20 protein-coding genes are annotated in these 21,943 nt (G+C 69.5%); 8 read left to right on the top strand and 12 right to left on the bottom strand.

Annotation, left to right across the window (positions count from 1 at the left end):
- Positions 1 to 49: 49 nt before the first annotated feature.
- Genes egtD through egtA form a run of 4 tightly spaced genes read right to left on the bottom strand, consistent with a single transcriptional unit; the run spans position 50 to position 4,432 of the window.
- Positions 50 to 1,012, bottom strand: a complete 963-nt coding sequence (egtD, locus tag H4N64_RS19035) for an L-histidine N(alpha)-methyltransferase (RefSeq protein WP_186283559.1) — start codon at positions 1,010 to 1,012, stop codon at positions 50 to 52.
- A complete protein-coding gene (gene egtC / locus H4N64_RS19030) occupies positions 1,009 to 1,836 on the bottom strand; it encodes an ergothioneine biosynthesis protein EgtC (protein WP_186283558.1) in 828 nt (275 codons plus the stop codon). Before egtC ends, egtD begins: the two co-directional genes overlap by 4 nt.
- Entirely contained in the window at positions 1,836 to 3,140 is a 1,305-nt protein-coding gene (egtB, locus tag H4N64_RS19025; RefSeq protein ID WP_186283557.1) for an ergothioneine biosynthesis protein EgtB, read from the bottom strand. The genes egtC and egtB overlap by 1 nt, the downstream gene beginning before the upstream one ends.
- Positions 3,137 to 4,432 carry an ergothioneine biosynthesis glutamate--cysteine ligase EgtA gene (gene egtA / locus H4N64_RS19020; protein ID WP_186283556.1) on the bottom strand — a complete coding sequence of 432 codons (1,296 nt, stop codon included), beginning with the start codon at positions 4,430 to 4,432 and terminating at the stop codon, positions 3,137 to 3,139. The genes egtB and egtA overlap by 4 nt, the downstream gene beginning before the upstream one ends.
- Positions 4,433 to 4,711: 279 nt before the next feature.
- On the opposite strand from egtA, the gene H4N64_RS19015 reads away from it, so the two are divergent.
- A complete protein-coding gene (locus tag H4N64_RS19015; protein ID WP_186283555.1) occupies positions 4,712 to 5,536 on the top strand; it encodes a TIGR02452 family protein in 825 nt (274 codons plus the stop codon).
- A gap of 13 nt (positions 5,537 to 5,549) precedes the next feature.
- Here the strand turns inward: H4N64_RS19015 and H4N64_RS19010 are convergent, their stop codons facing one another.
- Positions 5,550 to 5,996, bottom strand: a complete 447-nt coding sequence (locus tag H4N64_RS19010) for a type II toxin-antitoxin system PemK/MazF family toxin (RefSeq protein ID WP_186283554.1) — start codon at positions 5,994 to 5,996, stop codon at positions 5,550 to 5,552.
- Between the two features lie 58 nt (positions 5,997 to 6,054).
- Positions 6,055 to 7,479 carry an amidase gene (locus H4N64_RS19005; protein WP_186283553.1) on the bottom strand — a complete coding sequence of 475 codons (1,425 nt, stop codon included), beginning with the start codon at positions 7,477 to 7,479 and terminating at the stop codon, positions 6,055 to 6,057.
- 225 nt (positions 7,480 to 7,704) lie between these two features.
- Between H4N64_RS19005 and H4N64_RS19000 the strand changes: the two genes are divergently transcribed.
- Positions 7,705 to 9,093 (top strand): glycoside hydrolase family 43 protein, encoded by a 1,389-nt coding sequence (locus tag H4N64_RS19000; protein WP_186283552.1) that lies wholly within the window; start codon positions 7,705 to 7,707, stop codon positions 9,091 to 9,093.
- 199 nt (positions 9,094 to 9,292) lie between these two features.
- Complete coding sequence (locus H4N64_RS18995; RefSeq protein ID WP_186283551.1) at positions 9,293 to 10,003, top strand: DUF2637 domain-containing protein; 711 nt, start codon at positions 9,293 to 9,295, stop codon at positions 10,001 to 10,003.
- Between the two features lie 526 nt (positions 10,004 to 10,529).
- Here the strand turns inward: H4N64_RS18995 and H4N64_RS18990 are convergent.
- Entirely contained in the window at positions 10,530 to 10,745 is a 216-nt protein-coding gene (locus tag H4N64_RS18990; protein ID WP_186283550.1) for a hypothetical protein, read from the bottom strand.
- Between the two features lie 956 nt (positions 10,746 to 11,701).
- Here H4N64_RS18990 and H4N64_RS18985 point away from each other — a divergent pair.
- Positions 11,702 to 12,190, top strand: coding sequence for a GNAT family N-acetyltransferase (locus tag H4N64_RS18985; protein WP_186283549.1), 489 nt, complete (start codon positions 11,702 to 11,704; stop codon positions 12,188 to 12,190).
- Between the two features lie 378 nt (positions 12,191 to 12,568).
- Here H4N64_RS18985 and H4N64_RS46765 read toward each other — a convergent pair whose 3' ends face one another.
- Positions 12,569 to 12,799, bottom strand: coding sequence for a hypothetical protein (locus H4N64_RS46765; RefSeq protein WP_418896277.1), 231 nt, complete (start codon positions 12,797 to 12,799; stop codon positions 12,569 to 12,571).
- A gap of 85 nt (positions 12,800 to 12,884) precedes the next feature.
- Entirely contained in the window at positions 12,885 to 13,286 is a 402-nt protein-coding gene (locus H4N64_RS46760; RefSeq protein WP_418896276.1) for a beta clamp domain-containing protein, read from the bottom strand.
- 381 nt (positions 13,287 to 13,667) lie between these two features.
- Here H4N64_RS46760 and H4N64_RS18975 point away from each other — a divergent pair, with 381 nt between their 5' ends.
- The 3 genes from H4N64_RS18975 (at position 13,668) to H4N64_RS18965 (ending at position 16,238) form a co-directional block, all read left to right on the top strand.
- Complete coding sequence (locus H4N64_RS18975) at positions 13,668 to 15,083, top strand: DEAD/DEAH box helicase (RefSeq protein WP_186283548.1); 1,416 nt, start codon at positions 13,668 to 13,670, stop codon at positions 15,081 to 15,083.
- A 205-nt stretch (positions 15,084 to 15,288) separates the two neighbouring features.
- Positions 15,289 to 15,531 (top strand): DUF5302 domain-containing protein, encoded by a 243-nt coding sequence (locus tag H4N64_RS18970; protein WP_186283547.1) that lies wholly within the window; start codon positions 15,289 to 15,291, stop codon positions 15,529 to 15,531.
- A gap of 392 nt (positions 15,532 to 15,923) precedes the next feature.
- Entirely contained in the window at positions 15,924 to 16,238 is a 315-nt protein-coding gene (locus tag H4N64_RS18965; protein ID WP_186283546.1) for a maleylpyruvate isomerase N-terminal domain-containing protein, read from the top strand.
- Here H4N64_RS18965 and H4N64_RS18960 read toward each other — a convergent pair.
- The gene (locus tag H4N64_RS18960; RefSeq protein ID WP_186283545.1) at positions 16,225 to 17,910 is read right to left on the bottom strand and encodes a ribonuclease J; all 1,686 of its coding nucleotides are present in this window, start codon (positions 17,908 to 17,910) and stop codon (positions 16,225 to 16,227) included. The genes H4N64_RS18965 and H4N64_RS18960 overlap by 14 nt on opposite strands.
- An 80-nt stretch (positions 17,911 to 17,990) precedes the next feature.
- Here H4N64_RS18960 and H4N64_RS18955 point away from each other — a divergent pair, with 80 nt between their 5' ends.
- A complete protein-coding gene (locus tag H4N64_RS18955) occupies positions 17,991 to 19,163 on the top strand; it encodes a hypothetical protein (protein WP_222109144.1) in 1,173 nt (390 codons plus the stop codon).
- A 488-nt stretch (positions 19,164 to 19,651) separates the two neighbouring features.
- Here H4N64_RS18955 and H4N64_RS18950 read toward each other — a convergent pair whose 3' ends face one another.
- Both H4N64_RS18950 and H4N64_RS18945 read right to left on the bottom strand, forming a co-directional pair.
- Positions 19,652 to 21,238, bottom strand: a complete 1,587-nt coding sequence (locus tag H4N64_RS18950) for an ISL3 family transposase (RefSeq protein ID WP_186283544.1) — start codon at positions 21,236 to 21,238, stop codon at positions 19,652 to 19,654.
- 141 nt (positions 21,239 to 21,379) lie between these two features.
- The coding region (locus H4N64_RS18945) for a hypothetical protein (RefSeq protein WP_222109143.1) at positions 21,380 to 21,943 on the bottom strand (564 nt) is incomplete at its 5' end.

Below are 21,943 nucleotides of genomic sequence, written 5' to 3'. Positions count from 1 at the left end.
ACGCGTCACTCCACGGTGCCCCAAGGCGGGACATCGCGCGAGCCGTCCGTCACCGGGCCACGCTCAGTGACAGCGCGAACCGGCCCTCGCCGTCCGTCCACCAGTGGGCCAGATCCAGCCCCGCCGCGGACAGTTCGGCGCGCACACCCTCCTTCCGGAACTTCGCCGACACCTCGGTGTGCAGTTCCTCGCCGGCCGCGAAGTCGACGGCGAGGTCCAGCGCGGGCACCTTCACCGTCTGCGCGGTGCGGGCCCGCAGCCGCATCTCGATCCACTCGTTGTCGGCGTCCCACAGCGCCACATGGTCGAAGGCGCCCGGATCGAAGTCGGCGCCCAGTTCACGGTTGACGACGGTCAGGACGTTCTTGTTGAACGCGGCCGTCACCCCGGCCGCGTCGTCGTACGCCCTGACCAGCACCTTCTCGTCCTTGACCAGGTCCGTGCCGAGAAGCAGGGCGTCGCCCGGCGCCATCAGCGCGCGGACCCGGGCGAGGAAGGCGGCGCGCTCGGCGGGCAGCAGGTTGCCGATCGTGCCGCCGAGGAACGCCACCAGCCGGGGACCCGGGGTGTCGGGCAGGGTGAGCCCGCCGGTGAAGTCGGCGATCAGCGCGTGCACGTCAAGGCCGGTCCGCTCCTCGATGAGGGCGTGCCCGGCCTGGCTGAGGGCGCTCTCGCTGACGTCGACGGGGACGTACGTGTGCAGTTCGGTGAGCGCGTCGATGACGTACCGCGTCTTCTCCGAGGAGCCGGAGCCCAGTTCGACCAGGGTGCGGGCGTGGGTGGCCGCGGCGATGTCGTCGGCACGGGTGATCAGGATCTCCCGTTCGGCGCGCGTGGGGTAGTACTCGGGCAACTCCGTGATCTGCTCGAACAGTTCGCTGCCGTGGGCGTCGTAGAACCATTTCGGTGGGAGGGTCTTCGGGGTGCGGGTCAGGCCCTGGAGGACGTCGGCGCGCAGGGCGGCCTCGGTGGCGTCCTCGGGCAGTTGGCGGGTGAGAAGGAACGGGCTCACGTACGGGGCTCCTTGGACGATGGGGGTCCCCCCGCGCGAGTGGATTCGAGCGTGGGGGAGGGTGCCGAGGTCTCGCCCGGCTCCTTCAGGGGAGTGAGAGTGACGTCCGTGCGGCTTGCGACGAGGAGCGTGCGGTCCGGGACCTCGCGCCAGAGCGGATCGTCGTCGTACGGTTCGGAGGCCACGACCGTGCCGTGGCCGGGTGTCGTGAGGTACCACAGCGTGTCGCCCCAGGCGGTCGCCGTGATGCTGTCGCCGCTGGTCAGCAGCAGGTTGAGCCGGGATCCCGGCGCCGCCTCGGCGACCTCGCGGACCGTGTCGGCCAGCGCCTGGCCCTCGTCGTCCCCGGCACGCAGCCGGGCCAGCACCAGCGCCCACACGAACGCCGAGTCGTTACGGGCCTCCAGCGACAGCAGATCCGTCGCGGACAGCGTCCCAGCGAGCGGCGCCAGGGAGTCGGGCCAGCCCGGCACGGCCCCGTTGTGGCTGAACAGCCAGGTGCCGGAGGCGAAGGGCGCCGCCGCGGCTTCCCCGTCCGCCCCGGAGAGGGTCGCGTCCCGCACCGCAGCCAGCAGGCAGCTCGTCCGGGCGACACGGGCGAGATCGGCGAAGGACAGGTCCGCCCAGATCGGCCCCGCCCGCCGGTAGCGGGCCGGCAACGGATCACCGGCCGCATACCAACCGACGCCGAAACCATCGGCATTGACCGTCCCGTACTGCTGCCGCCTGGGCGCCCAGGACTGCCGGTACAGGCCGTGCGGGGGCGTCACGAGGTATCTGCCGAGCGGCTCCTCGGGCCCCAGATACGCCACATGACGGCACATCAGACAGCCTCCGAGCGGGCCGTGCGGAACCCGGAGAAGATCTGCCGGCGGATCGGGTAGTCCCAGTTGCGGAACGTGCCCCGGCAGGCCACCGCGTCCACGGCGAACGAACCGCCGCGCAGCACCTTGTACTCCGGCCCGAAGAACACCTCCGAGTACTCCTTGTAGGGGAACGCGACGAACCCCGGGTAGGGCAGGAAGTCGCTCGCCGTCCACTCCCACACGTCGCCGATCAACTGGCGTACGCCGAGCGGCGATTCGCCCTCCGGGTAGCTGCCGACGGGGGCCGGGCGCAGATGGCGCTGGCCCAGGTTGGCGTGCTCGGGGGCCGGGTCGGCGTCGCCCCAGGGGTAGCGCGTGGAGCGGTCGCCGGCCGGGTCGTGGCGGGCCGCCTTCTCCCACTCGGCCTCGGTGGGCAGCCGGCGGCCCGCCCAGCGGGCGTAGGCGTCGGCCTCGTACCAGCACACGTGCAGCACCGGCTCGTCGGGCGGCACGACCTCGGTCACCCCGAACCGGCGCCTGAGCCACTGCTTGCCGTCCCGGTGCCAGAACAGCGGCGCGTGGATGGAGTGCTGGCGGATGTGGGCCCACCCCGCCGGGGCCCACCAGCGCTCGTCCTCGTAGCCGCCGTCCTCGATGAACGCCTGGTAGGCGCCGTTGGACACGGGTGTGGTGTCGATATGGAAGGGCGCCACCTCGCGCCGGTGCGCTGGGCGTTCGTTGTCCAGCGCCCACGGTTCGGTGGAGGTGCCCATGGTGAACGGGCCGCCGGGGACCAGGACTTCGGCCGGTCCGGTGAACAGCGGGGCCGGCTCCGGGTCGGGGGCGGTCAGGGCCTGCGGGCCCTTGCGGAGCTGATGGGTGATCAGCATGGTCTCGTCGTGCTGCTGTTCGTGCTGGGCGATCATCCCGAAGGCGAAGCCCGCCTCGGTCAGCCGGGTCCCGTGGAACGCGGTGCTCTCCAGCAGGTCCAGCACCCGTCCGCGCACCTCGTCGGCGTACAGCCGGGCCTCGGCGGGCGGCAGCAGCGGCAGCGTGGGGCGCTCGGAGCGCGGATGCTCGAAGGCGTCGTAGAGGCTGTCGATCTCGGGGCGCATGGCCTCCCGGCCCGCGACGGCCCGCAGCAGCCACTGCTCCTCCTGGTTGCCGATGTGCGCCAGGTCCCACACCAGCGGCGACATCAGCGGGGAGTGCTGCGCGGTCAGATCGGGGTCCTCGACGCAGCTGGTGAGCAGGGTGGTGCGGTCCCGGGCCGTGGTGAGTGTGGTCAGGGCCCGTTCCCGGAGCGCCTCGGTCTCGGTCATGGCGTGCGGTCCTTCCCGTGCAGGCGGTCGAGCAGATCGTCGGCGGGACAGCGGCCCCGGGCGATGTAGCGGTCCCGGTACGCCGCCACGGACGCCGTGACCTCGGGGGTGGCGCCCATCCTCGGCAGGGCCTCAAGCGCGGAGGCGAAGCAGACGAGCGCCGCCTCGTGCAGTTCCGGGTCGGTCAGGGCGTGCATGGCCGCGTCGGTCCACAGCGGGTTGTGCGGCGCGGGCAGCGGCTGGGCCCGCTCGGCGAGCGGCTTGACCGCGCGATAGGCGGTCTCGGCGGCCTGCGGGTCGTCGAACAGCGCGGCCGTCACGGCGAGCGGGACGATCCAGCCGTCCTCGCCCGGCTGCGCGTCGATCATGCGCAGTTCCAGATGGCCACGCGGTCTGACCGGCGGGAACAGGGTCGTCAGGTGATAGCCGAGGTCCTCCTGGGTGGGCGGTCTCGGCACCGCCGATCTGGTCCACTCCCGGAAGGTGAGCCCCTCCGGGACCTCCCACGGTCCGTTGTCGTGGCGTACGCACATCACCGGCGCGTCCAGCACATGCCGGGCCCAGGCGGCGCGCGGATCGCCGTCCAGCGGGGGAGCGCCCGCCCGGCCCGCGCCGATCTCCATCCACAGCAACTGCCGGGTGGAGCGCCAGCCGGTGGGCTCGTTCCCGGCGAGGGGGGAGTTGGCGAAGGCCGCCACCAGGACCGCGCCGAGCTGGTGGGCGAGCCACCAGCGCCGTACATGGCCGAGCGGTCCCGGCTCCTCGTGGCCGGCGTCGAGGCAGACCTGGACGGAGGCGGAGGTGCACATCATGGCGCGGCCCGCCGGACCTCTGCGGTCCAGGCAGGTCTCCATGGCGTCGTAGCGGGGTTCGCGCAGATAGCGGCGGGGTTCGTGCCAGGGGTCCTGGCCGATGCCGACCAGTCCGAGACCGTGCTCGCGCAAGGTGGCGCGGACGGTGTCGAGGTCGGCGGAGACGGTACCGATGCACTCCATCAGGGAGGCGGCGGGCGGGGAGCTCAGCTCCAGCTGACCGCCGGGTTCGACGGTGAGCGCCGACCTCAGGGGCACGGTCCGCAGGGCGGCGTAGGCCGCTCGCAGTCGTTCGGGTGTGACGGGGAGCTGCGGGGTGCGCAGCTCGTGGACGAGCCATTCCACCTCGACACCTATGGTGCGCGGTGGGCCGGTCTTGAAGCAGATACCGCGGACCAGGGCCTCGACCTCGGCCTCGGAGACCGAGGTGCGGGGCCTGGTACAGCCGCTCGGTGAAGAGCCGCCAGACGAATTGGTCATATCGGGATCCTCCTGATATTCCACCATGCCACCGGCCCGGCATTTCGGGTGGGCCGGGACGGCACACCCGTCCCACCCAAGACGCTGAACTGGCTCCGCACAAGGGCGCCTCCCGGGATGTTCCGGATCGGTCACATCCAGTTCCCGCGCGTTTCCGGGCGCGTTCGCGGACCAGGAAACTCCGTTGCGCCACCTGTCGAGCATCGCGCAGGATGCCTGCATGAGCACGACGGGGGAGAGCGCCCGGCGCGCGCTCAAGGCGCTCACGGGGGTGGCGCCATGAGCGCGCGCCTGCGGGGCATCGCACAGCAGACGGAACAGATCGTGGCGGAGGGCCGCTATACGGCGTCCGACGGCCGCGAGGTGTCGATCGCGGCGGCGGTGTCAGCCGCCCGGCGAGGGACGCGCATGTACGGGCCGGGCGCTGTCCCGGTCCCCTCCGCGCCCTTGGTGGACACGTTCTTCGAGGTCACCGGCGAGAGCAGCCTGGAGGCGGCGCGCAGGATCGGCGAGGGGACGGCCGTACTGAACTTCTCCTCGGCCCGCAACCCGGGCGGCGGCTACCTCAACGGCGCCCAGGCCCAGGAGGAGGCCCTGTGCCGCGCCTCCGCGCTCTACACCTGCCTGGTCGAGGTCCGCGAGTTCTACGACCACCACCGGGCCCACCGTGACCCGTTCTACACGGATCGTGTCATCCACTCACCGGCCGTGTCCGTCTTCCGCGACGACCGCGGACGCCTGCTGGACGAGCCGTACACGGCCGGGTTCCTCACCTCCGCGGCGCCGAACGCGGGAGTCGTCAGACGTACGGCGCCGGAACGCGCCGCGCAACTCCCGGGCGCCCTCGCCGTTCGCGCCGAGCGCGTGCTGGAGGTGGCCGCGGTGCACGGCTACCGGCGCCTGGTGCTGGGCGCCTGGGGCTGCGGGGTGTTCCAGAACGACCCGGCGCAGGTCGCGGGCGCGTTCCGGGCGCTGCTCGGGTCGGGCGGGCGGTTCGCGGGCCGCTTCGCGCACGTGGTGTTTGGCATCCTGGACCGCACGCCGGGAACGACGACGCGGGCGGCCTTCGAACGGGCGTTCCCCGAGCGTCAGTTCCAGTCGTAGAGCTTCCGGAGCGTCAGCTCCAGGCGTAGCGCTCCCGCAGCCGGTGCCGGACCGCGTTGAACCGCATCCGGTCCAGCGCGCACGCCTCGCGCCGCATGCCCCGCTCGTGCAGCCGCAGCACCCGGTCCACGTCGACCCAGGAATCCCGCCCGGACCGGTCCCAGGGCCCGTTGCCGATCGGCACCCAGTCCCTTTGCGCGTCATGCCGCTTGCTGGAGAGCTGCACGGCGAGGAAGGTGCCGCCCGGCTCCCGGGCCACGACCAGCACGGGCCGGTCCTTGCCCCGGCCGTCGTTCTCCTCATACGGCACCCAGGTCCACACGATCTCCCCGGGGTCCGGGTCGCCGTCGTGGGCGGGCGAGTACTCGGTGCGCACCCGGCCCACCTCGCGGGGGTCGGCCTCGACGGTGGCGAAGGGGCCGTGGCGGCCGGGGACGTTCTCTTCTGTGGACGCAGTCACGGGGATCACGTTAGAGCGTGCGGTGTGGTGAACCGACGCCGGGCACCCCGCCGTTGGCCTACGCGGCCGGCGCGTCCGAGGTGACCTGCCCCGGCGGCCACGCCTCGTGCCAGCGCAGCTCCGCCTCCAACTGGGCGGCGAGCGACAGCAGAAGAGGCTCGCTGTGGGACGGTCCGAGCAGTTGGGCGCCGACCGGCAGACCGTCCGCGACGAACCCGGCCGGGACGTTGACGCCGGGCCAGCCCAGCACGTTCCACGGCCAGGCGAAGGGGCAGGCGGCGATCATCGCGCGGTCGGTGGCGAGCCCGCCGAGTCCCAGCATCGCGCCGATGCGCGGCGGGGGAGCGGCCGTGGTGGGGGCGAGCATGACGTCGTACGACTCGAAGAAGGTGCCGATACGGCGTTGCAGTACGGCTTCGGCGCGCCGGGCCGCCCGCAGCGGTGCCCCGCCGAGCAGCCGGCCCAGGCGGGCGGCGCCCAGGGTGCGCCGGTCGAGGAGGGCCGGGAAGGGCGACTCGGTCACCCACTCGGCGATCCCGACGGTCGCCCGGGGCACGAAGGTCAGCCCGATCTGCCCGTACGGCGGATCGGCCTCCTCGACGGTGTGCCCCAACGCGGCCAGTTTCTCGGCGAGTTGGACGACCTTCGCGCGCACCTCGGGCTGGAGCCGGGCGGGCAGGGCGGTGAAGGGCGGCTTCAGGGAGAGGGCGATGCGCAGTCGTCCGGGGTCGCGGCCCACGGCCGCCGAGGCGTCGACGGCCGGCGGGCGGTGCGGGTCCCCGTCGTGGTTGCCGCTCGCCGCGTCCAGCAGCAGGGCGGCGTCGGCGACCGTACGGGCCAGGGTGCCGTTGACCGTGATGCCCTGGAAGGACTCGCCGCGCGGCCAGGTGGAGATCCTGCCGCGCTGCGGCTTGATGCCGATCAAATGGGTCCAGGACGCCGGGATCCGCACCGACCCGGCGCCGTCCGAGCCAAGGGCAGCGGGCACGAGCCCGGCGGCGACGGCGGCGGCCGAACCTCCGGAGGACCCGCCCGGGGTGTGCGCGGTGTTCCACGGATTACGGGTCTCACCGAAGGCAGGCCCCTCGGTGAACGGCCACTGCCCGAGCTCGCAGGTGTTGGTCTTGCCGACGATCACCGCCCCGGCCGCGCGCAGCCGCCGTACCGCCTCACCGTCCTCGGCGACCGGCGGGAACTCCCCCCGACAGCCGAACGCGGTCGGCTCTCCCGCGACATCCATGTCGTCCTTGACGGCCACCGGCACCCCGAGGAGTGGACGACGGTTACCGCCGGCGAGTTCCTTGTCCGCCGCATCCGCCTCGGCGAGCGCCGCCTCGGCCCGGACGATCCGGAAGGCGTTCAGCGACCCCTGCGTCGCCTCGATGCGCGCGAGCGCCCGCTCGACCAGCGTCCGGGAGGTCACCTCCCCGTCGGCCAGGGCGCGGGCGGACTCCGCCAGGCCTGCTGAACGGTCGAACGTCATGCGGGACACCTCCGGAGACGGACTTGTCTACCGAACAGTAACCTCTGCGGATCCATGACGGAACGACCTCGGCGCGAGCCGGACTCGGTGCATGCCGCAGCTTTTTCGTGGGTCTCGCCGGTGTGTGCGCGAACCATTGACGCACCCCTGCCCCACCCCTACCTTCTGACCGAATTCCCGAACTGAGTTCGATATCCCGAACATATGTCAGAGGGAGAGCCGCCCATGACCGCAGGACCCCCCACCCCGTCCCGCCGCACCCTGCTCCGCGCGATGGCCGCCGTACCCGCCTCCGCGCTGCTGCTGTCCGAAGCCCCCGGACTGCTCGGCGCGGCGGCAGCCGCCGCACCGCCGAGCGGCTCCGCCACCCGCTACACGATCGTGCCGTTCCTCAACAGCAACGACGGCACGGTGAACGTCTACCAGTCCGACGACGCAACGGACTTCCGCCTGCTGAAGTCCTCCGCCTACACCCCGCCCAGCAACCGCATCCGCGACGCCAGCGTCATCAGACACACCGACGGCTACTACTACGTCACGTACACGACGCACACCTGGCAGGACACCAGCACCACGATCGGCTTCGCGCGGAGCGCCGACCGCGTCAACTGGGCGTTCCTCTATGACTATCCGGTCCCGATCGCGAACCTCTCCCGCGCCTGGGCGCCGGAGTTCTTCGTCGACAGCGACGGCAGCGTGAACATCATCGTGTCCTGCTCGACGACGAACGACGAGTGGATCTTCACGCCGTATCTGCTACGGGCCACGAACTCCGCGCTGACGGCGTGGAGTTCACCGGTGGCTCTGTCCGGCATCGGCGCCAACCACATCGACACGTTCATCGTGAAGATCGGCTCGACGTACCACGCCTTCACGAAGAACGAGACGACGAAGTACATCGAGTACGGCACGGCGTCGAGTCTGACGGGCCCGTATGTGATCTCCCGGACCGGCAACTGGGCGGGCTGGGGCAGCTACCGCGAGGGCCCGGCGCTGATCCAGCTCGACAACGGCGCGTGGCGGCTGTTCTTCGACGGCTACGGCGACGGCCGTTACTACTACAGCGACAGCTACGACACCTTCGCGACGTGGTCGGCGCCGACGGCACTGCCCGCGATCTCGGGTACGGCCCGGCACTTCACGGTGGTCAAGGAGACGGTGTCGGGCGGCCCGACCCTGTCCCGCAACGTGACCCGCTCCTTCCAGTCCGTCAACTACACGACCCGCTACTGGCAGCAGCAGTCGTCACTGCTGAACCTCCCGGTGGTGAGCGCCTCCAGCAGTTCCGCGGAGAAGCAGGCGTCGACGTTCACAGTGACGGCAGGCCTCGCGGACGCGGGCGGCTACTCCTTCCGCGACGCCTCCGGCAACTACCTGAGACACTGGGACTTCCGGGCCCGCTTCGACGCCAACAACAGCACGACGACGTTCGCGAGGGACGCGACGTTCATCGCCCGCACGGGCACGACGACGGGTTCGCTGCGCTTCGAGTCGTACAACTACCCGGGGTACTACCTGCGGCACTACGGCTACCAACTCCGAGTGGAACGGTCGGACGGGACGGACCTGTTCCGGCAGGACAGTTCGTTCCTGCCGGTGGGGGCCTGGGGCTGAGCTGCACCCCTGCTGGCCTGGGGAGTTGCGTTGAGGGATACGGAGGGCTTCCCTCCAGTTTCCTGGATTTCCCGGGAGTTCCCGGGCAAGTGCGCAATAGATGTGCAATGATCTTGCCGACTGGGCTGTGTCGCTCAGCAGGCAGTGCACGTTGGACTGACGAGTCCGCCAGGTTCTCAGTGCCGCAGGTGAGGGCGGGATGAGGCGGCCACAAGAGGCCACCGGACACCCTGTCCGTCGGCGTGGGGTCGATGCTGATGCGTGGGTGCGGCCCCTGTGTGCGCTTGTCGTCGCAGGGGTCGCCGCCTATGCCTCCTATGTCCATCAGCGGAAGTTCGCCCTGCAGGGCGGAGCCGACTCGGTCAGTGCCTCGCTGTGGCCGCTTTCGGTTGATGGTCTGTTGCTCCTGGCCACGGTCGGGCTTCTCAAACAGTCAGAGCCTCGGACCCGCCGGGCAAAATGGGCGATTTGGTCGGCCTTCTTGCTGGGAATCGCGGTCTCTCTGGCCGCAAACATCGCGGCGGCACCGGCTTTGGAATGGAAACCGGTCCTCGTCGCCGGGTGGCCGCCCGTCGCGCTCCTGCTCTCGGTCGAACTTCTCGTGCACCGTCCGGGAAGTCCGGGCATTCACGACACGGCATGGTCGAATGAAGGCACCGTCACGGCGGATTGGCCCTCTGGGCAACAAGGGGACGAACCTTTGCTGGAGCAGGCGAAGATCCTCGATGCCCGGCACCGGGAACTGCATCAGCGGCCTGCATCGGCCGAAACGCTTCGGAAGGAGTTGCGCATCGGCGCGGCTCGATCCAGACAGCTCACTGCTCTCGTCCGGACTGGCCAGGCCGATGGCCAGGGCAGCCATGGACTGCGGGAAGCTGTGGAAGCCAAGGAGCAGCGGTGTCCTGGATGATGGCCGGGAAGGCGCCAGCAGCTTCTTTGTCTGCTGGTGGTACAGCGGCGGCAACTCGCTGACCTGCGCATACGGCAGCCGTGGAGACCATGCCGGGACCGCTGGCCCGGGAATGTCCGGATCTCGAGTGATGCAGACCGTGGGACTGCGGCTCTGTTGGATTGGCCGTAGCCGCTCGCTCCGAGCTGACGGTCCCACCTAGCACATGTCGTAGAAGCCGTCTCTGGGCGTCCAGCTGGTCCAGGGCGGGCGCGTAAGTCCAGGTCAGAGCCTTGTGACGTGAGTGCATCCGCGGGGTTGGTGACCCGCCGTGATTGCTTGTGATCGCTCGTGACAAGGGAGCACCCTCGTCGGCTTGCTCCGGCGGGGGTCCTGCGTAGACGGGGACCTGATACGACGACGCCCCGCCGACTTGCTGCGGCGGGACGTCGTCGTGCAGTTGGTCATGAAGGATTGGGGCTTGCACTGGAGGCTCTGCTGGCAGGTGATAGGCATCCAGCGCGTCGGACCTGCCGGACGAACTGCGTCAGACGGGTTCCGTCATCTCCTCCATGAGTTCCGGCAGTCTGCGCAGCCTGGATAGCGTCTGGTTCAGGAGCCGCACGGTCCTATCGGCCTGCTGCCGGCCGATGGGTTGGGTGACAGACGCCGCCCGGCTCTGGTCCGCGAGGTGGCCGAGGAGTTCGCCGATTTCGGCGGAGGCCGCGTGCAGGCCACGGATCCGTTCTTCGACACGGGTCACTAGTGTCTCAAGGTTGAGGGGTTCCTCGGGGGAGAGTGCGGAGCTATCGGCTCCGTCGGTTTCATCGGTGGCGGGCGCTTCGGACTGGGCTGAGACTGCAGGGGCGGGCTGCGGCGCGGGTTGTACAGGGGCTGATGCCGCGGGCGAGGGCATTGGTGTCATGGGTGGGAGCCCGGGCAGTTTAGGCGAGGAGAGGGGGGTGGGTACCGTCACCGTCGTGATCAATGGCGAGCAGGATTGACGAATTGGCGAGCCGGTGCTACTGATCCCTCTCCGTCAGTGGCGCCAGCTGAGTCGCCTAATTTCGCCCGCCTCGACGCCTACCCCACTGGCAGACCTCTCGCCCGCACCCAAGTCTCACCCTTCGCAGCAATCCGTCCCGCCGGATGAGATCCAGCGGGACGGATTTACCAACAGCGTTGGGAACATCCCGACGGGGCTTTTGCGGAGTTCGTCGTGGCCGCCGGTGACCTGTCGGCCTACGCGGACGCCGGTCCTGGCCTCCGCGGCCGGGAGCGCATCTGCTCGATGTCGGTCGGGCGCGGCGGCCCGTGGCGAGCAGCAGCCGTTCCTCCTGGGCGGCCTCTTCGTCGCCGTGCAGGGGCTTGTGCGGGGATGCGGGGCAGGGATCCGGAGCGAGTCGGGAAGGACGCGGCGATGGCGTCCACGACGGAGGCGAGAGCGTCGGCCTCGGCCTCGGCCAGTGTGGTAGGCACGGGGTGCGGGAGGCGTCCCGTACTGGGTGCATCGGGTGCGCGGCGGCCTCGCGCAGGCGGCGTCGGGCGTGTTCGGCCACGATGATCCGCGTGTACGTGGGCGTGTGCCGGGGCGATTCGGCGGCAGTGACGTGGCCGATCGGGGCCTGGGCGAGGGGTTCCGGGGAGCGGTGCAGGAACGCCTGCGCGAGCAGCAGACCCGCCGCACGAAGGCACTTCCCGGTGCGAAATACTCTCCCGATGAGTTCACGCACTTCCCCGATCAGCCAGCCGGTCACGATACGGAGGGCGGTCGCGCGGGATGCCAAACGGCTCACGCGACTCGTGCGTGGCTCAGGCGCCTATGAGGGTAAGTACGCAGCCGCAGTCGCGGGCTACCGGGTCGGTCCTGATTACATCGAGGCACACCGCGCCTTTGTGGCCGTCGGCGCCGACGAGCATGGAGGCCGGGTCCTCGGGTTCTACTCGCTCGTTCTTGCTCCACCGGAGCTCGACCTGCTGTTCGTCGCCGACGAAGTGCAAGGACGGGGTATTGGACGGCTGCTTGTGGCGCACATGCAGTCCGAGGCCCGTGCTGCCGGGATCGACCGTCTCAAAGTCGTGTCGCACCTTCCCGCCGAGGACTTCTACCACCGCGTCGGTGCAGTGCGGACCGGGACCGCGCTCGCGAACCCGCCCGCCGTGCCGTGGGACCGTCCCGAATTCGAGTTTCGCATTCCTTCGGAATGACGCGGTGTGCCGGTTCGCAGGGCACCGGCTTCGCCTGCATGGTGGCCGGCTTGCAGGAGCCGCTGGGCGCCGCGCGCTCCGTGCGTGCCGTCTCCTCTGCCCTGGCGCCGTGATCACCTGCGCCAGCGGTCTGCCCCCCAAGGCCCGGACGTCCCAGGCCAGGGCCCGGGCGGGATCTTCGTGAGATCTGCCAGGTAGTGAGCGAGAGAGCAGCGGTGAAGCGGGTCGCCCGTGACACCGACCGCGGACCACAGAGTCAGAAGCTTCTGGCGGGTAGAAGCGATGTCACCGGCTCGGCCTTCGGTGACGGCTTGCCTTATGGCTTCCATGGTCGGGGCTGGCGGGTGCGGTGGTCATGGATGTTCCTCGTCGTCTTTCTCAGGCGGAGCGGCGGGGCTTGATGGGCAGGGCCAGGGTGGTGAGATCGCCGCGGTCGGCGGAGCGGATCGTGACGGGCTGGTCGTTTCCCCTCAGGTCGGGCATCACGTCGGGGCTGATCGCGGTGCTCACGGCGGGATAGAGCGTGGTCAGCTCGAAGCAGATCTGGAGGGCCTGCCCCGTCGCGGTAGCCGGGAGCGGGATGTCGGGGTGCTCGTCATCTGCTGACACGACGTCCACTCCCTGGGCGGCAACGTGCAGTGCGATGCGCTCGCCGGGGTGTTCTTCAGGGCTCGCAGGAGCAGTTCCTAGACCGTCACACGTGTGGTGACTCGCTCAGTGACGCGAGCATCAGCCGATAGTCGGGGAACTCCTCGAGCAGCAAACGGCAATGCCGGTCCTCCCGGTCGGCCACGCGGAGCCCGATCCCGTGCGGCAGTCGCACCAGCCCGCTGCGGCGGATCTCGGCGACCGCGGCCCGCATCTCATCGCCGTTGACCGTGCCGGCCCACGCCTGCCTCGGTGGTTCAGTCGGCACCAGGGTTCGGGTGGAGAGCCGGTATTGGTCAGTCGCGGTCAGCGTGACCGCCTCATGACTCGCCTCGATACGCAGGCCAGCAAGCACTGGCATGCCGGGCTCGCGTGCGGGCGCGGTCAGGACCTCGACCGCATCCGCCAGCACGGGACCCTTCAGCGCCGTGATCGGAAGACCCGGCACGTTCCCGAGCGCGGACTTGATGACAGCAGCCTTCTGCTGTGCCGCCGCCGCTCTCCCGCGTCCGGCTTGCTGACCTGCACCCGCAGCAGGGGCCTGCTGCCCCGCCCGGCGCCCCGCTCGTAAGGCTCGATGCGTGGCTCGACAGCTCGCCCGTGGGGTGGGGCCGTTCTTCAAGGGGAACGGTTGTTCCATGCCGACCCGCTGCCAGCACCCGTACACAGGGGCGATCGGTATCAGCGGCGCGAGGTTATGCCATGTGTTAGTCTCACGCGTTTGCGTGGTCGTCGCGGTGGGCGATTCTGCCTGTTCTGTTCGGCTTGTGCGTGGGCTGTTCAAACCTGCCGGGCCTTCCTCGGTACGTTCCCTTGCGGAAGGCTGTTTATGAAGCATCCCAATTACTCCGGCATCGCCCACGGCAGTCCCGCCCAGCCCGGGGCAACGACCCCGGCGCTGCTCCCGGCCGTCACCTTCGCCGGTCTGGAACTGCCGACGGAGGTGCTGCGGACACTGAGCGAACTCGGGGTGCGCGAAGCCTTTCCGATCCAGGCCGCCACACTGCCCGATGCCCTGGAGGGGCGCGACATCCTGGGACGCGGGCGCACCGGATCAGGCAAGACGCTCGCCTTCGGCCTGCCGCTGCTGACACGTACAGCCGGGCGGCGCGCCGAACCGAAGCAGCCCCTCGCTCTGATCCTTGTGCCCACCCGGGAGCTGGCCCAACAGGTCACCCAGGCGCTGGCGCCGTACGCCGAGGCACTGCGGCTGCGGATCGCCACGGTCGTCGGCGGAACGTCGATCGGCCGGCAGGTCACCGCGCTGCGCCAGGGAGCCGAGGTGGTCGTCGCCACCCCCGGACGCCTGCACGACCTGATCGAGCGCAACGCCTGCCGCCTGGGACGGGTGAGAATCACCGTGCTGGACGAGGCCGACCAGATGTGCGACTTGGGATTCCTGCCGCAGGTTGCCGACGTGCTCGACCAGGTGCACCCCGACGGTCAGCGGATGCTCTTCTCGGCCACTCTCGATCGCGACGTCGATCAACTGGTCCGCCGCTACCTCCACGACCCCGTCGTCCACTCGGTCAACCCGGCCGCGGGCACAGTCACGACGATGGAGCACCACGTTCTGGTCGTCCACGGCCCTGACCGCTACGCCGTCACCACGGAAATCGCCGCCCGCGACGGCCGCGTACTGCTGTTCCTCGACACCAAGCACGCCGTCGACCAGCTCACCCGGCATCTGCGGGCCAGCGGGGTGCACGCCGGGGCCCTGCACAGCGGCAAGTCCCAGCCACAGCGCACACGGACCCTGGCGCAGTTCAAGAACAGCCAGATCACCGTTCTGGTGGCGACCAATGTCGCGGCCCGTGGCCTGCACGTCGACCACCTCGATCTCGTGGTCAACGTCGACCCGCCCACCGATGCCAAGGACTATGTGCACCGGGCGGGCCGCACCGCCCGCGCCGGTGAGTCCGGCAGCGTGGTCACGCTCGTGCTGGCGGGCCAGCGCCGCGAGACGAGCCGCATGATGGCCGGGGCCGGCATCGAGCCGACCGTCACCAAGGTGCGCTCGGGCGAGGCGGAGCTGAGCCGGATCACCGGCGCCAAGACTCCCTCCGGGGTCCCGCTCGACGGCGGGCCCGCCGTCGCCCGACCCAAGAACACCAACGCTCCCTTCCGCGGCCTCGGCACCAGCAAGGGCACCTCCCGCGGCGCCGGCGGCAAGTCCCGAAAGGCCGGCGAGGCCCGCAAGCTCGCCGAGGCCCGCAGGGCCGCCCTCGTGCGTCGCAACGGCTGAGAGCCGTTGCCCTGGCAGCCTGGCCACGGGATCGACAACCCTCGGCCCGGCCCGAAGCCGTCCTGTGCGCCTCACCTACGAAGTCAACGCCTTTGGCCGCGAGAGGGATGCCCGCCGAAACGGAGCAGGATGACGTTGTCGGGGCCTCGCACTGCGCTCGGCATGACAAGCTGTGCTTGCCCATCCCCGAACCCAGGAGGTCACCATGACCGCAGAGCCCGTATCTACGGAAGGTTCGGAGCCGGCTGCCCCGGAGACGTCCCCTCTGGAGCCGGACAGCGACGGCAACTACGACCTCAAGCGCAAGTTCCGCGAAGCACTGGCGCGCAAGCGCGGTGCGCAGGCGGACGCCGCTGATATTGCCGCCAAGTCCGATACGTCGAAGGTGCGTTCGGCGCACGGCCCGGCTGCGAGCCAGCGGTCGTTCAGGCGCAAGAGCGGCGGCTGAGTCGATGAGTCCCGCGATCTAACCGCTTCACCGGCACTCGCGCTATTCACTCGTGCGTCCCGTGCAGTGGCCCGCGACGTGCGCATGCCCGTGCGCGCGTTGCGGGCGGGGCGTAGCCGGCGGACTTGCCTGGGGGAATGGCCCAGATGCGGTTGGTTCGGGTTGGTGGCGCCGCCGAACTGGAATTCCGGGATGAGGGCACTGCCTTGTCCGAGGGTGCACGGCCGGTGTTGCGCGCCTTGCGTGCCCCTGTACCGCTGTGAAAATCGACTGCGGTTGTCCGGGGTGACGGTAGGCATCCGCGTGGCGTTCCCCGTCCTGCTGCGGCTGATCGACACACAGTCGGTCGCGTTCCCGGCAGCGGTCGCCTTCGTGCCCAGCCACGACGTGCAGTGCCGACCTGCCCCGAGTGGACGCTGTCCGATCTGGTGCAACATCTGGGCGGGGTGCACCGCCGCCATGTCACCCGGTCCTCCCGCGGCTTCGGCCGCGAGTTCGCGCAGGCGGCCCTGGAGCGCGGCGACAGGGCTGTCGCCCGCAACACCGACTCCCTCGCGGACCTGCTGGCCGCCCACGGCGAGGCCATCCGCCTCGTCGAGCCCGGCGGCTTCGCCACCGTCCGGTCCGGGCGTGCCCGACCTCGATGCTCGCGGGGCCGCGACCGGAACGGCGACCGTGCTGCCGGGCTGTGGCTCAGGCGTCGATGATGACGGGGATGATGAGGGGTCGGCGGCGGTGGGTGCGGAACGCCCAGTTCGCCACGGCGCGGGCGAGGAGTTGTTCGAGTTGGCGCGCGTCCCCGACGCCTTCCTCGGCCGCGGTGGCCAGGGTCTTCTCGATGACGGGGATGACCGGCTCGAAGGTGGTGTCGTCGTGGACGAAGCCGCGGGCCAGGAAGTCGGGGGCCTCGGCGAGGGCGCCGGTGTCTGCGTCGACGATCGCCACCACCGTGATGACGCCTTCGGCGGCGAGGGTGAGGCGGTCCTTGAGGGACGCTTCGGTGGCGCCGCCGACTTCCATGCCGTCCACGTAGACGTTGCCGGCGGGGACCTTGCCGGTGATGGATGCGCGCCCGTCGACCAGGTCGACGACGACGCCGTCCTCGGCGATGACGACGCGTTCGGGGTCGACACCGGTACGGATGGCGAGGTCGGCGTTGGCCCGGAGGTGGCGCCATTCGCCGTGCACGGGCATGACGTTGCGGGGTTTGACGATGTTGTAGCAGTAGACGAGTTCGCCGGCGCTGGCGTGCCCGGAGACGTGCACCTTGGCGTTGCCCTTGTGGACCACGTGGGCGCCCCACCGGGTGAGTCCGTTGATCACCCGGTAGATGGCGTTCTCGTTGCCGGGGATCAACGAGCTGGCGAGCAGGACGGTGTCGCCCTTGCCGATGCGGATCATGTGGTCGCGGTTGGCCATCCGTGACAGTGCGGCCATCGGTTCGCCCTGGGAGCCGGTGCACACCAGAGTGATCTTGTGGTCCGGGAGCTTTTCCAGCTCCTTCGTGTTCACGACCAGACCGGAGGGGACCTTCAGATAGCCCAGGTCACGGGCGATGCCCATGTTGCGGACCATCGACCGGCCGACGAAGGCGACCCTGCGGCCGTGCTGGTGGGCGGCGTCCAGGACCTGCTGGATGCGGTGCACATGGCTGGCGAAGCTGGAGACGATGACCCGGCGCGGCGCGGTGCGCATCACCTGCTCGATCGCCGGGTTCAGCTCTCGCTCGGAGGTGGTGAAGCCGGGTACTTCGGCGTTGGTGGAGTCCGTGAGGAACAGGTCCACGCCCTCCTCGCCGAGGCGGGCGAAGGCGCGCAGGTCGGTGATGCGGTCGTCGAGAGGGAACTGGTCCATCTTGAAGTCGCCGGTGTGCAGCACCATCCCGGCGCTGGTGCGGATCGCGACCGCGAGGCTGTCGGGGATGGAGTGGTTGACCGCCACGAACTCGCAGTCGTAGGGCCCGAAGCCGCGCCGGTCGCCCTCCCGCACCCGCACCGTGCGCGGCCGGATGCCGTGTTCCTTGAGCTTGGCCTCCAGGAACGCCAGTGTCAGCTTGGAGCCGACGACGGGGATGTCGGACCGCTCGCGCAGCAGGTACGTCACGCCGCCGATGTGGTCCTCGTGGCCGTGGGTGAGGACCACGGCCACGATGTCGTCCAGCCGGTCCCGGATCGAGGTGAAGTCCGGCAGGATCACGTCCACGCCGGGCTGGGTCTCCTCGGGGAACAGCACGCCGCAGTCGACGATGAGCAGCTTGCCCGCATGCTCGAAAACGGTCATGTTGCGGCCGATCTCACCCAGGCCGCCCAGGGCGACGACCCGCAGCCCTCCTTCGGGAAGGGGCGGGGCGGCTTTCAGCTCGGGGTGCGGATGACTCATACCCTGACGGTACCCGGAGAGCGGGACGGGGTGATCCGTGGAATGAGAACGGCCCGCGGGGCGACCTACGATCGTCTGTCATGGGTGTATACGCGAGCCGGAATCGGACGGATGCGGCGCCGAAGCGGGCGGCCGAGCCACAGGCCGAGTTCTTCGAGAGGGTCGCCGGTCCGTTCTGGGACCAGGTTCGGGATGTGATCAACGAATGGTGGTCGTGCTTCCCTGACCAGGCTCAACCCGGCCTGCTCAGCCGGCTGCGGGACCGAAACTCCGACACGAACGTCTACTCTGCGCTGTGGGAATTGTACCTGCACCAGATGTTGCTCGGTTCCGGTTGCAGCGTGGAGGTTGAGCGGCAAACGGGAACAGGTGGCTATAAGCCCGACTTCCTGGTTATGCGCGGTAACGAGCAGTTCGTCGTCGAAGCGATCTGGAAGGCTCAAAAGCGCGACGCTGGGTCTTACTCGCTCCCACCGCAGTTGAGCGATGCCATCGATCGCTTGCCGAGTCCGAACTTCTTCGTATCGTGCGAACTCCATAGCGCCGGTACGGCAACGCCGCCGCAGAGACGGCTGAAGTCCGGGCTCACGCGATGGCTTGCAAGCTTGGACCCCGACCAGGTCATCGCCGACCATGAGCGCAAGGTGCCGCTTCCCAGTCACACTTGGCAAGAGGCTGGCTGGTGCCTCACGTTTCAAGCGATCCCCCGCAGCCCAGGCAAACGTGGCAATCCATCCAGCAGGACAATCGGCGTCTACCCCTCGGCATGGGTGGTCGAGGACGGATCGGAGCGAGTGCTCGACGCCGTCACACACAAGGGTGGGAGGTATGGTGACCTGGAGCTGCCATTCATCGTGGCGGTAGGCCATGCAGCCGACTTCCCCGAAGATGAGGACCTCGAGAGAGCGCTGTACGGGAGTACGGTTGAGTACGCCTACGACAGCGGATCGACCTTCAGTCGAAAGCCTGATGGCTACTGGACTGCCACCTACGACCATGCCCACAGCCGTGTCAGCGGCGTGCTCGTCGTGAACAACCCAGCACCCTGGACCTGGACGAAAAACACTCCCGTTCTCTGGCAAAGCCCGGATCCCGCCTCGCTTCCTGCCCCCATCTTCTCTACCTGGGCAACCGCGCAACTGGCTGGGAACCAGGTCGAGCGCCAGCCCGCGATTCGCTCCGTCCACACCGCTCTTGGTCTGCCGGAACGCTGGCCGACCGGCGACGCCTTCCCCCGGAGTGACCCGAGATGACGGCAGCGGCACCGTCAGTCTCGACAGCGGCACCCCGGTGAGATCACCTCATGCGCACGGCAGCGTTCGGTGGGGGCCTCTGCGTGGACTGGGGAGGCCGCTCGACCGGGTTCGGGAGCATCCGTCGTGCACCGGGTGGACGCCCTGATCGGCCAGCCGACGCTGTGCTGCATCCGAACGAAGTGGCCTGCGGCCGCGGGCCGAAGGCTGGGAGGTGGATGTGGCTTGCGGGCGGGTTCTCGCCCGCCGGGCCGCGCTTTTAGCCGATCAGAGCGGGTGCCGGAATCCGGCCAGCGCGACCCGGGTGCCTGGCCGTCAAGGGACGCATCCCGTCGTGTCGCCGGCCACGTCCTGCGATGGCGCAGCAGGGTCTTGGGGGTAGCTCTGCGGCGCATTTCGGTGGGGTGTGGGGTGACCGTGTCGGGGGCCGGCAACTGTTGTCGACGACGGCTTAATTGGTTCAGGCCGCGATTCCGTGAATCCCCAGGTCATGATCGGAGCAGGATCCGGGTGCGGAGGAGACGGAACGAGGCCCGGCCGTACATCTGTCGCTTGATGGTCTTGATGCGGTTGACGTGCCCTTCGACGATGCCCGAGCTCCACGGGAGGGTGAGGCCGGCGGTGACGGCGTCGAGGTCGAGGCACAGGCCCTGCGCGAAGGCAAGGATCGGGGCGGGCGCGTCCCGCTCGACCTCGCGTACCCATGCCAACAACTGGTGTCCGCGGCGGTGTTGGAGCAGGTCGTGGAAGGCACGGGCGAGATCGCAGGCTCGGGCGATGTCAGGGCAGGCCAGGCGCACGGTCAGGAGCTCGGCTTCCTCGTCGCGCGTGAGGGAGCCGCGGGGCAGCATGATCCATTTGGTGATTCTGCGGGGTCGGGGGATGGCGCCGCGGGCGGGTTCGACGGTGCCGGTCCGCAGCCCGGCGACGTAGCCGCGCACGGGCATGTCGCTGCCCTGGTAGCCGCGCTCGCGGATCTCCCGGTAGAGGTCGGTCGGGCTGGTCACTCCTTCGGTGAACCGCTCGGTGATGTATGCGGTGAAGGGCTCCAGCACCCCCTTGGGGCGGCCCATGCGGGAGGAGGCGAGCAGGGTGTCGAGGTCGGTGTCGCGGAAGTGACGGACGGTCTTGCGGTCCAGGTGCAGGCGTCGGGCGGTCTCGGAGATCGAACATCCTTCGCGAAGCAGGCGGTGGATGTCGGAGTACCGGTCGACGGTGCGCAGGGCCATCTTCGTGGGCGGCAGGGCCGGCGGCGGCAGCGGATTGATGACCTTCCGGGGTGCGGCTTCTCGTTCCGCGTCGGCCTGTTTGCGCAGGCAGGGGCGGTGTTGATGGCAGATCTTCTCGACCGCGGCGGAGAGGTTGTTCAGCAAGTGCCAGCGGTCGGCGATCTCCTGGGCGTCGGGAGCCGCTTCGCGGATCGCGGTGGAATACGCGGTGGCCCGGTCCCGGCAGATGACTTCGGCGCCGGGGTGTTCGTGCAGCCAGGCGATGAATGTGGCCGCGTCTCGGTCCGGGAGGACGTCCACGACGCGGGCCTCCTCCACGTCGACCAGGACGGTGCCGTAGCGCCATCCCTTGCGGAAGGCGAACTCGTCGACCCCGAGGACCCGGGGCGCCTGCGCGGGAACCGACGGCGCGGTCAACAGGCCGAGCAGCTGGGTGCGGCCGGTGGGGAACTGCAGGGCCTGGCACAGGCGTTGACCAGAACGCCCGCCGAGGAACACCGCCACGGCCCGCATCCACTGTCGCAGTCCGACACCGTGACGCCGGTACCGTTCGCTGAGGTCAGGGACCTGCTCGACGAACGTCCGCCTCCGGCACCCGGGTCGGTCACAGAAGAACCGACGCACCCGCAGAACGATCACCAACGGCCTTCCTGCGATTGGGCGTTCAGCCAGGCGGCGCCAGTAGCGGGAGTGCACACGGCATCCCAGAGCGCCGCAGCTCGGACAGTTCTGCCGGCGCCCGCATGCCTCCGCCTCGACAACGAACCCTTCAGCGGCGGCCTGCACCGCCGTTACCTGCACATCGATCCCGGGAAACAGCACATCCTCGATCGCCACGACCCCCATACCGGGGCAATCCCCACGAGAAACGTTCCGGCACTCATGCGTCTACCTGGGGATTCACGGAATCACGGCCTGAACCAAAACGGCTCTGGCCGCGATTTCGTGATGACAGCGATCACGGCGGGAGTCCCGGCCGCCCGAGGGTCAGCGCCTGATCCTGGGGCGGCCGCTCTCCAATGCGTTCCGTGCCGCCTCCATGAAGGCGTAGCGATATTCGCGCTTCGCGGGATTCTGTTCAGACGGAACGGTGTTGCGCATGTGGGTGTGTAGCACCTTGGTGTAGTCATGGGCGGCCTGGGCTGTCTCGTGCGCACAGGTCAACTCGACGGCCTTCTTCGCCAGCCACAGGTCGTGGAGCTTCTCGTCTGCAGGGTCTTCAGAAGTCGGGAGGCCAAGTCCTCGGCGATCTAGTATCAGCTCGATGCGTTGCGCGGCAGCGAGGAATCCCAAGATGGCTTCCTTGCGCTCAGCGCGTTCCGCTTCCGTGCGCTGCCGCCGATCACGTTGCACCTCGACACGCGTCGCCAGGTACTGCCCTACGAAGGTCCCGGCAGTCCCGAGCAGAACACCGATCAGGGCGAGAACTGTGCCTCCTGTAACTCCATCCATGACATACAGCCTGGTAGACGGCTGCTGTGCCACGGCGGGTTTCTTGAAAACCAGCCTCTGCTCAAGCTCCAGGGTCATGGTTGGGTGAGGATGCGGGTG

It is taken from the genome of Streptomyces cupreus (assembly GCF_014257025.1).
GTDB classification, from domain to species: domain Bacteria; phylum Actinomycetota; class Actinomycetes; order Streptomycetales; family Streptomycetaceae; genus Streptomyces; species Streptomyces cupreus.
This window is presented reverse-complemented; position numbering and strand designations above follow the sequence as displayed.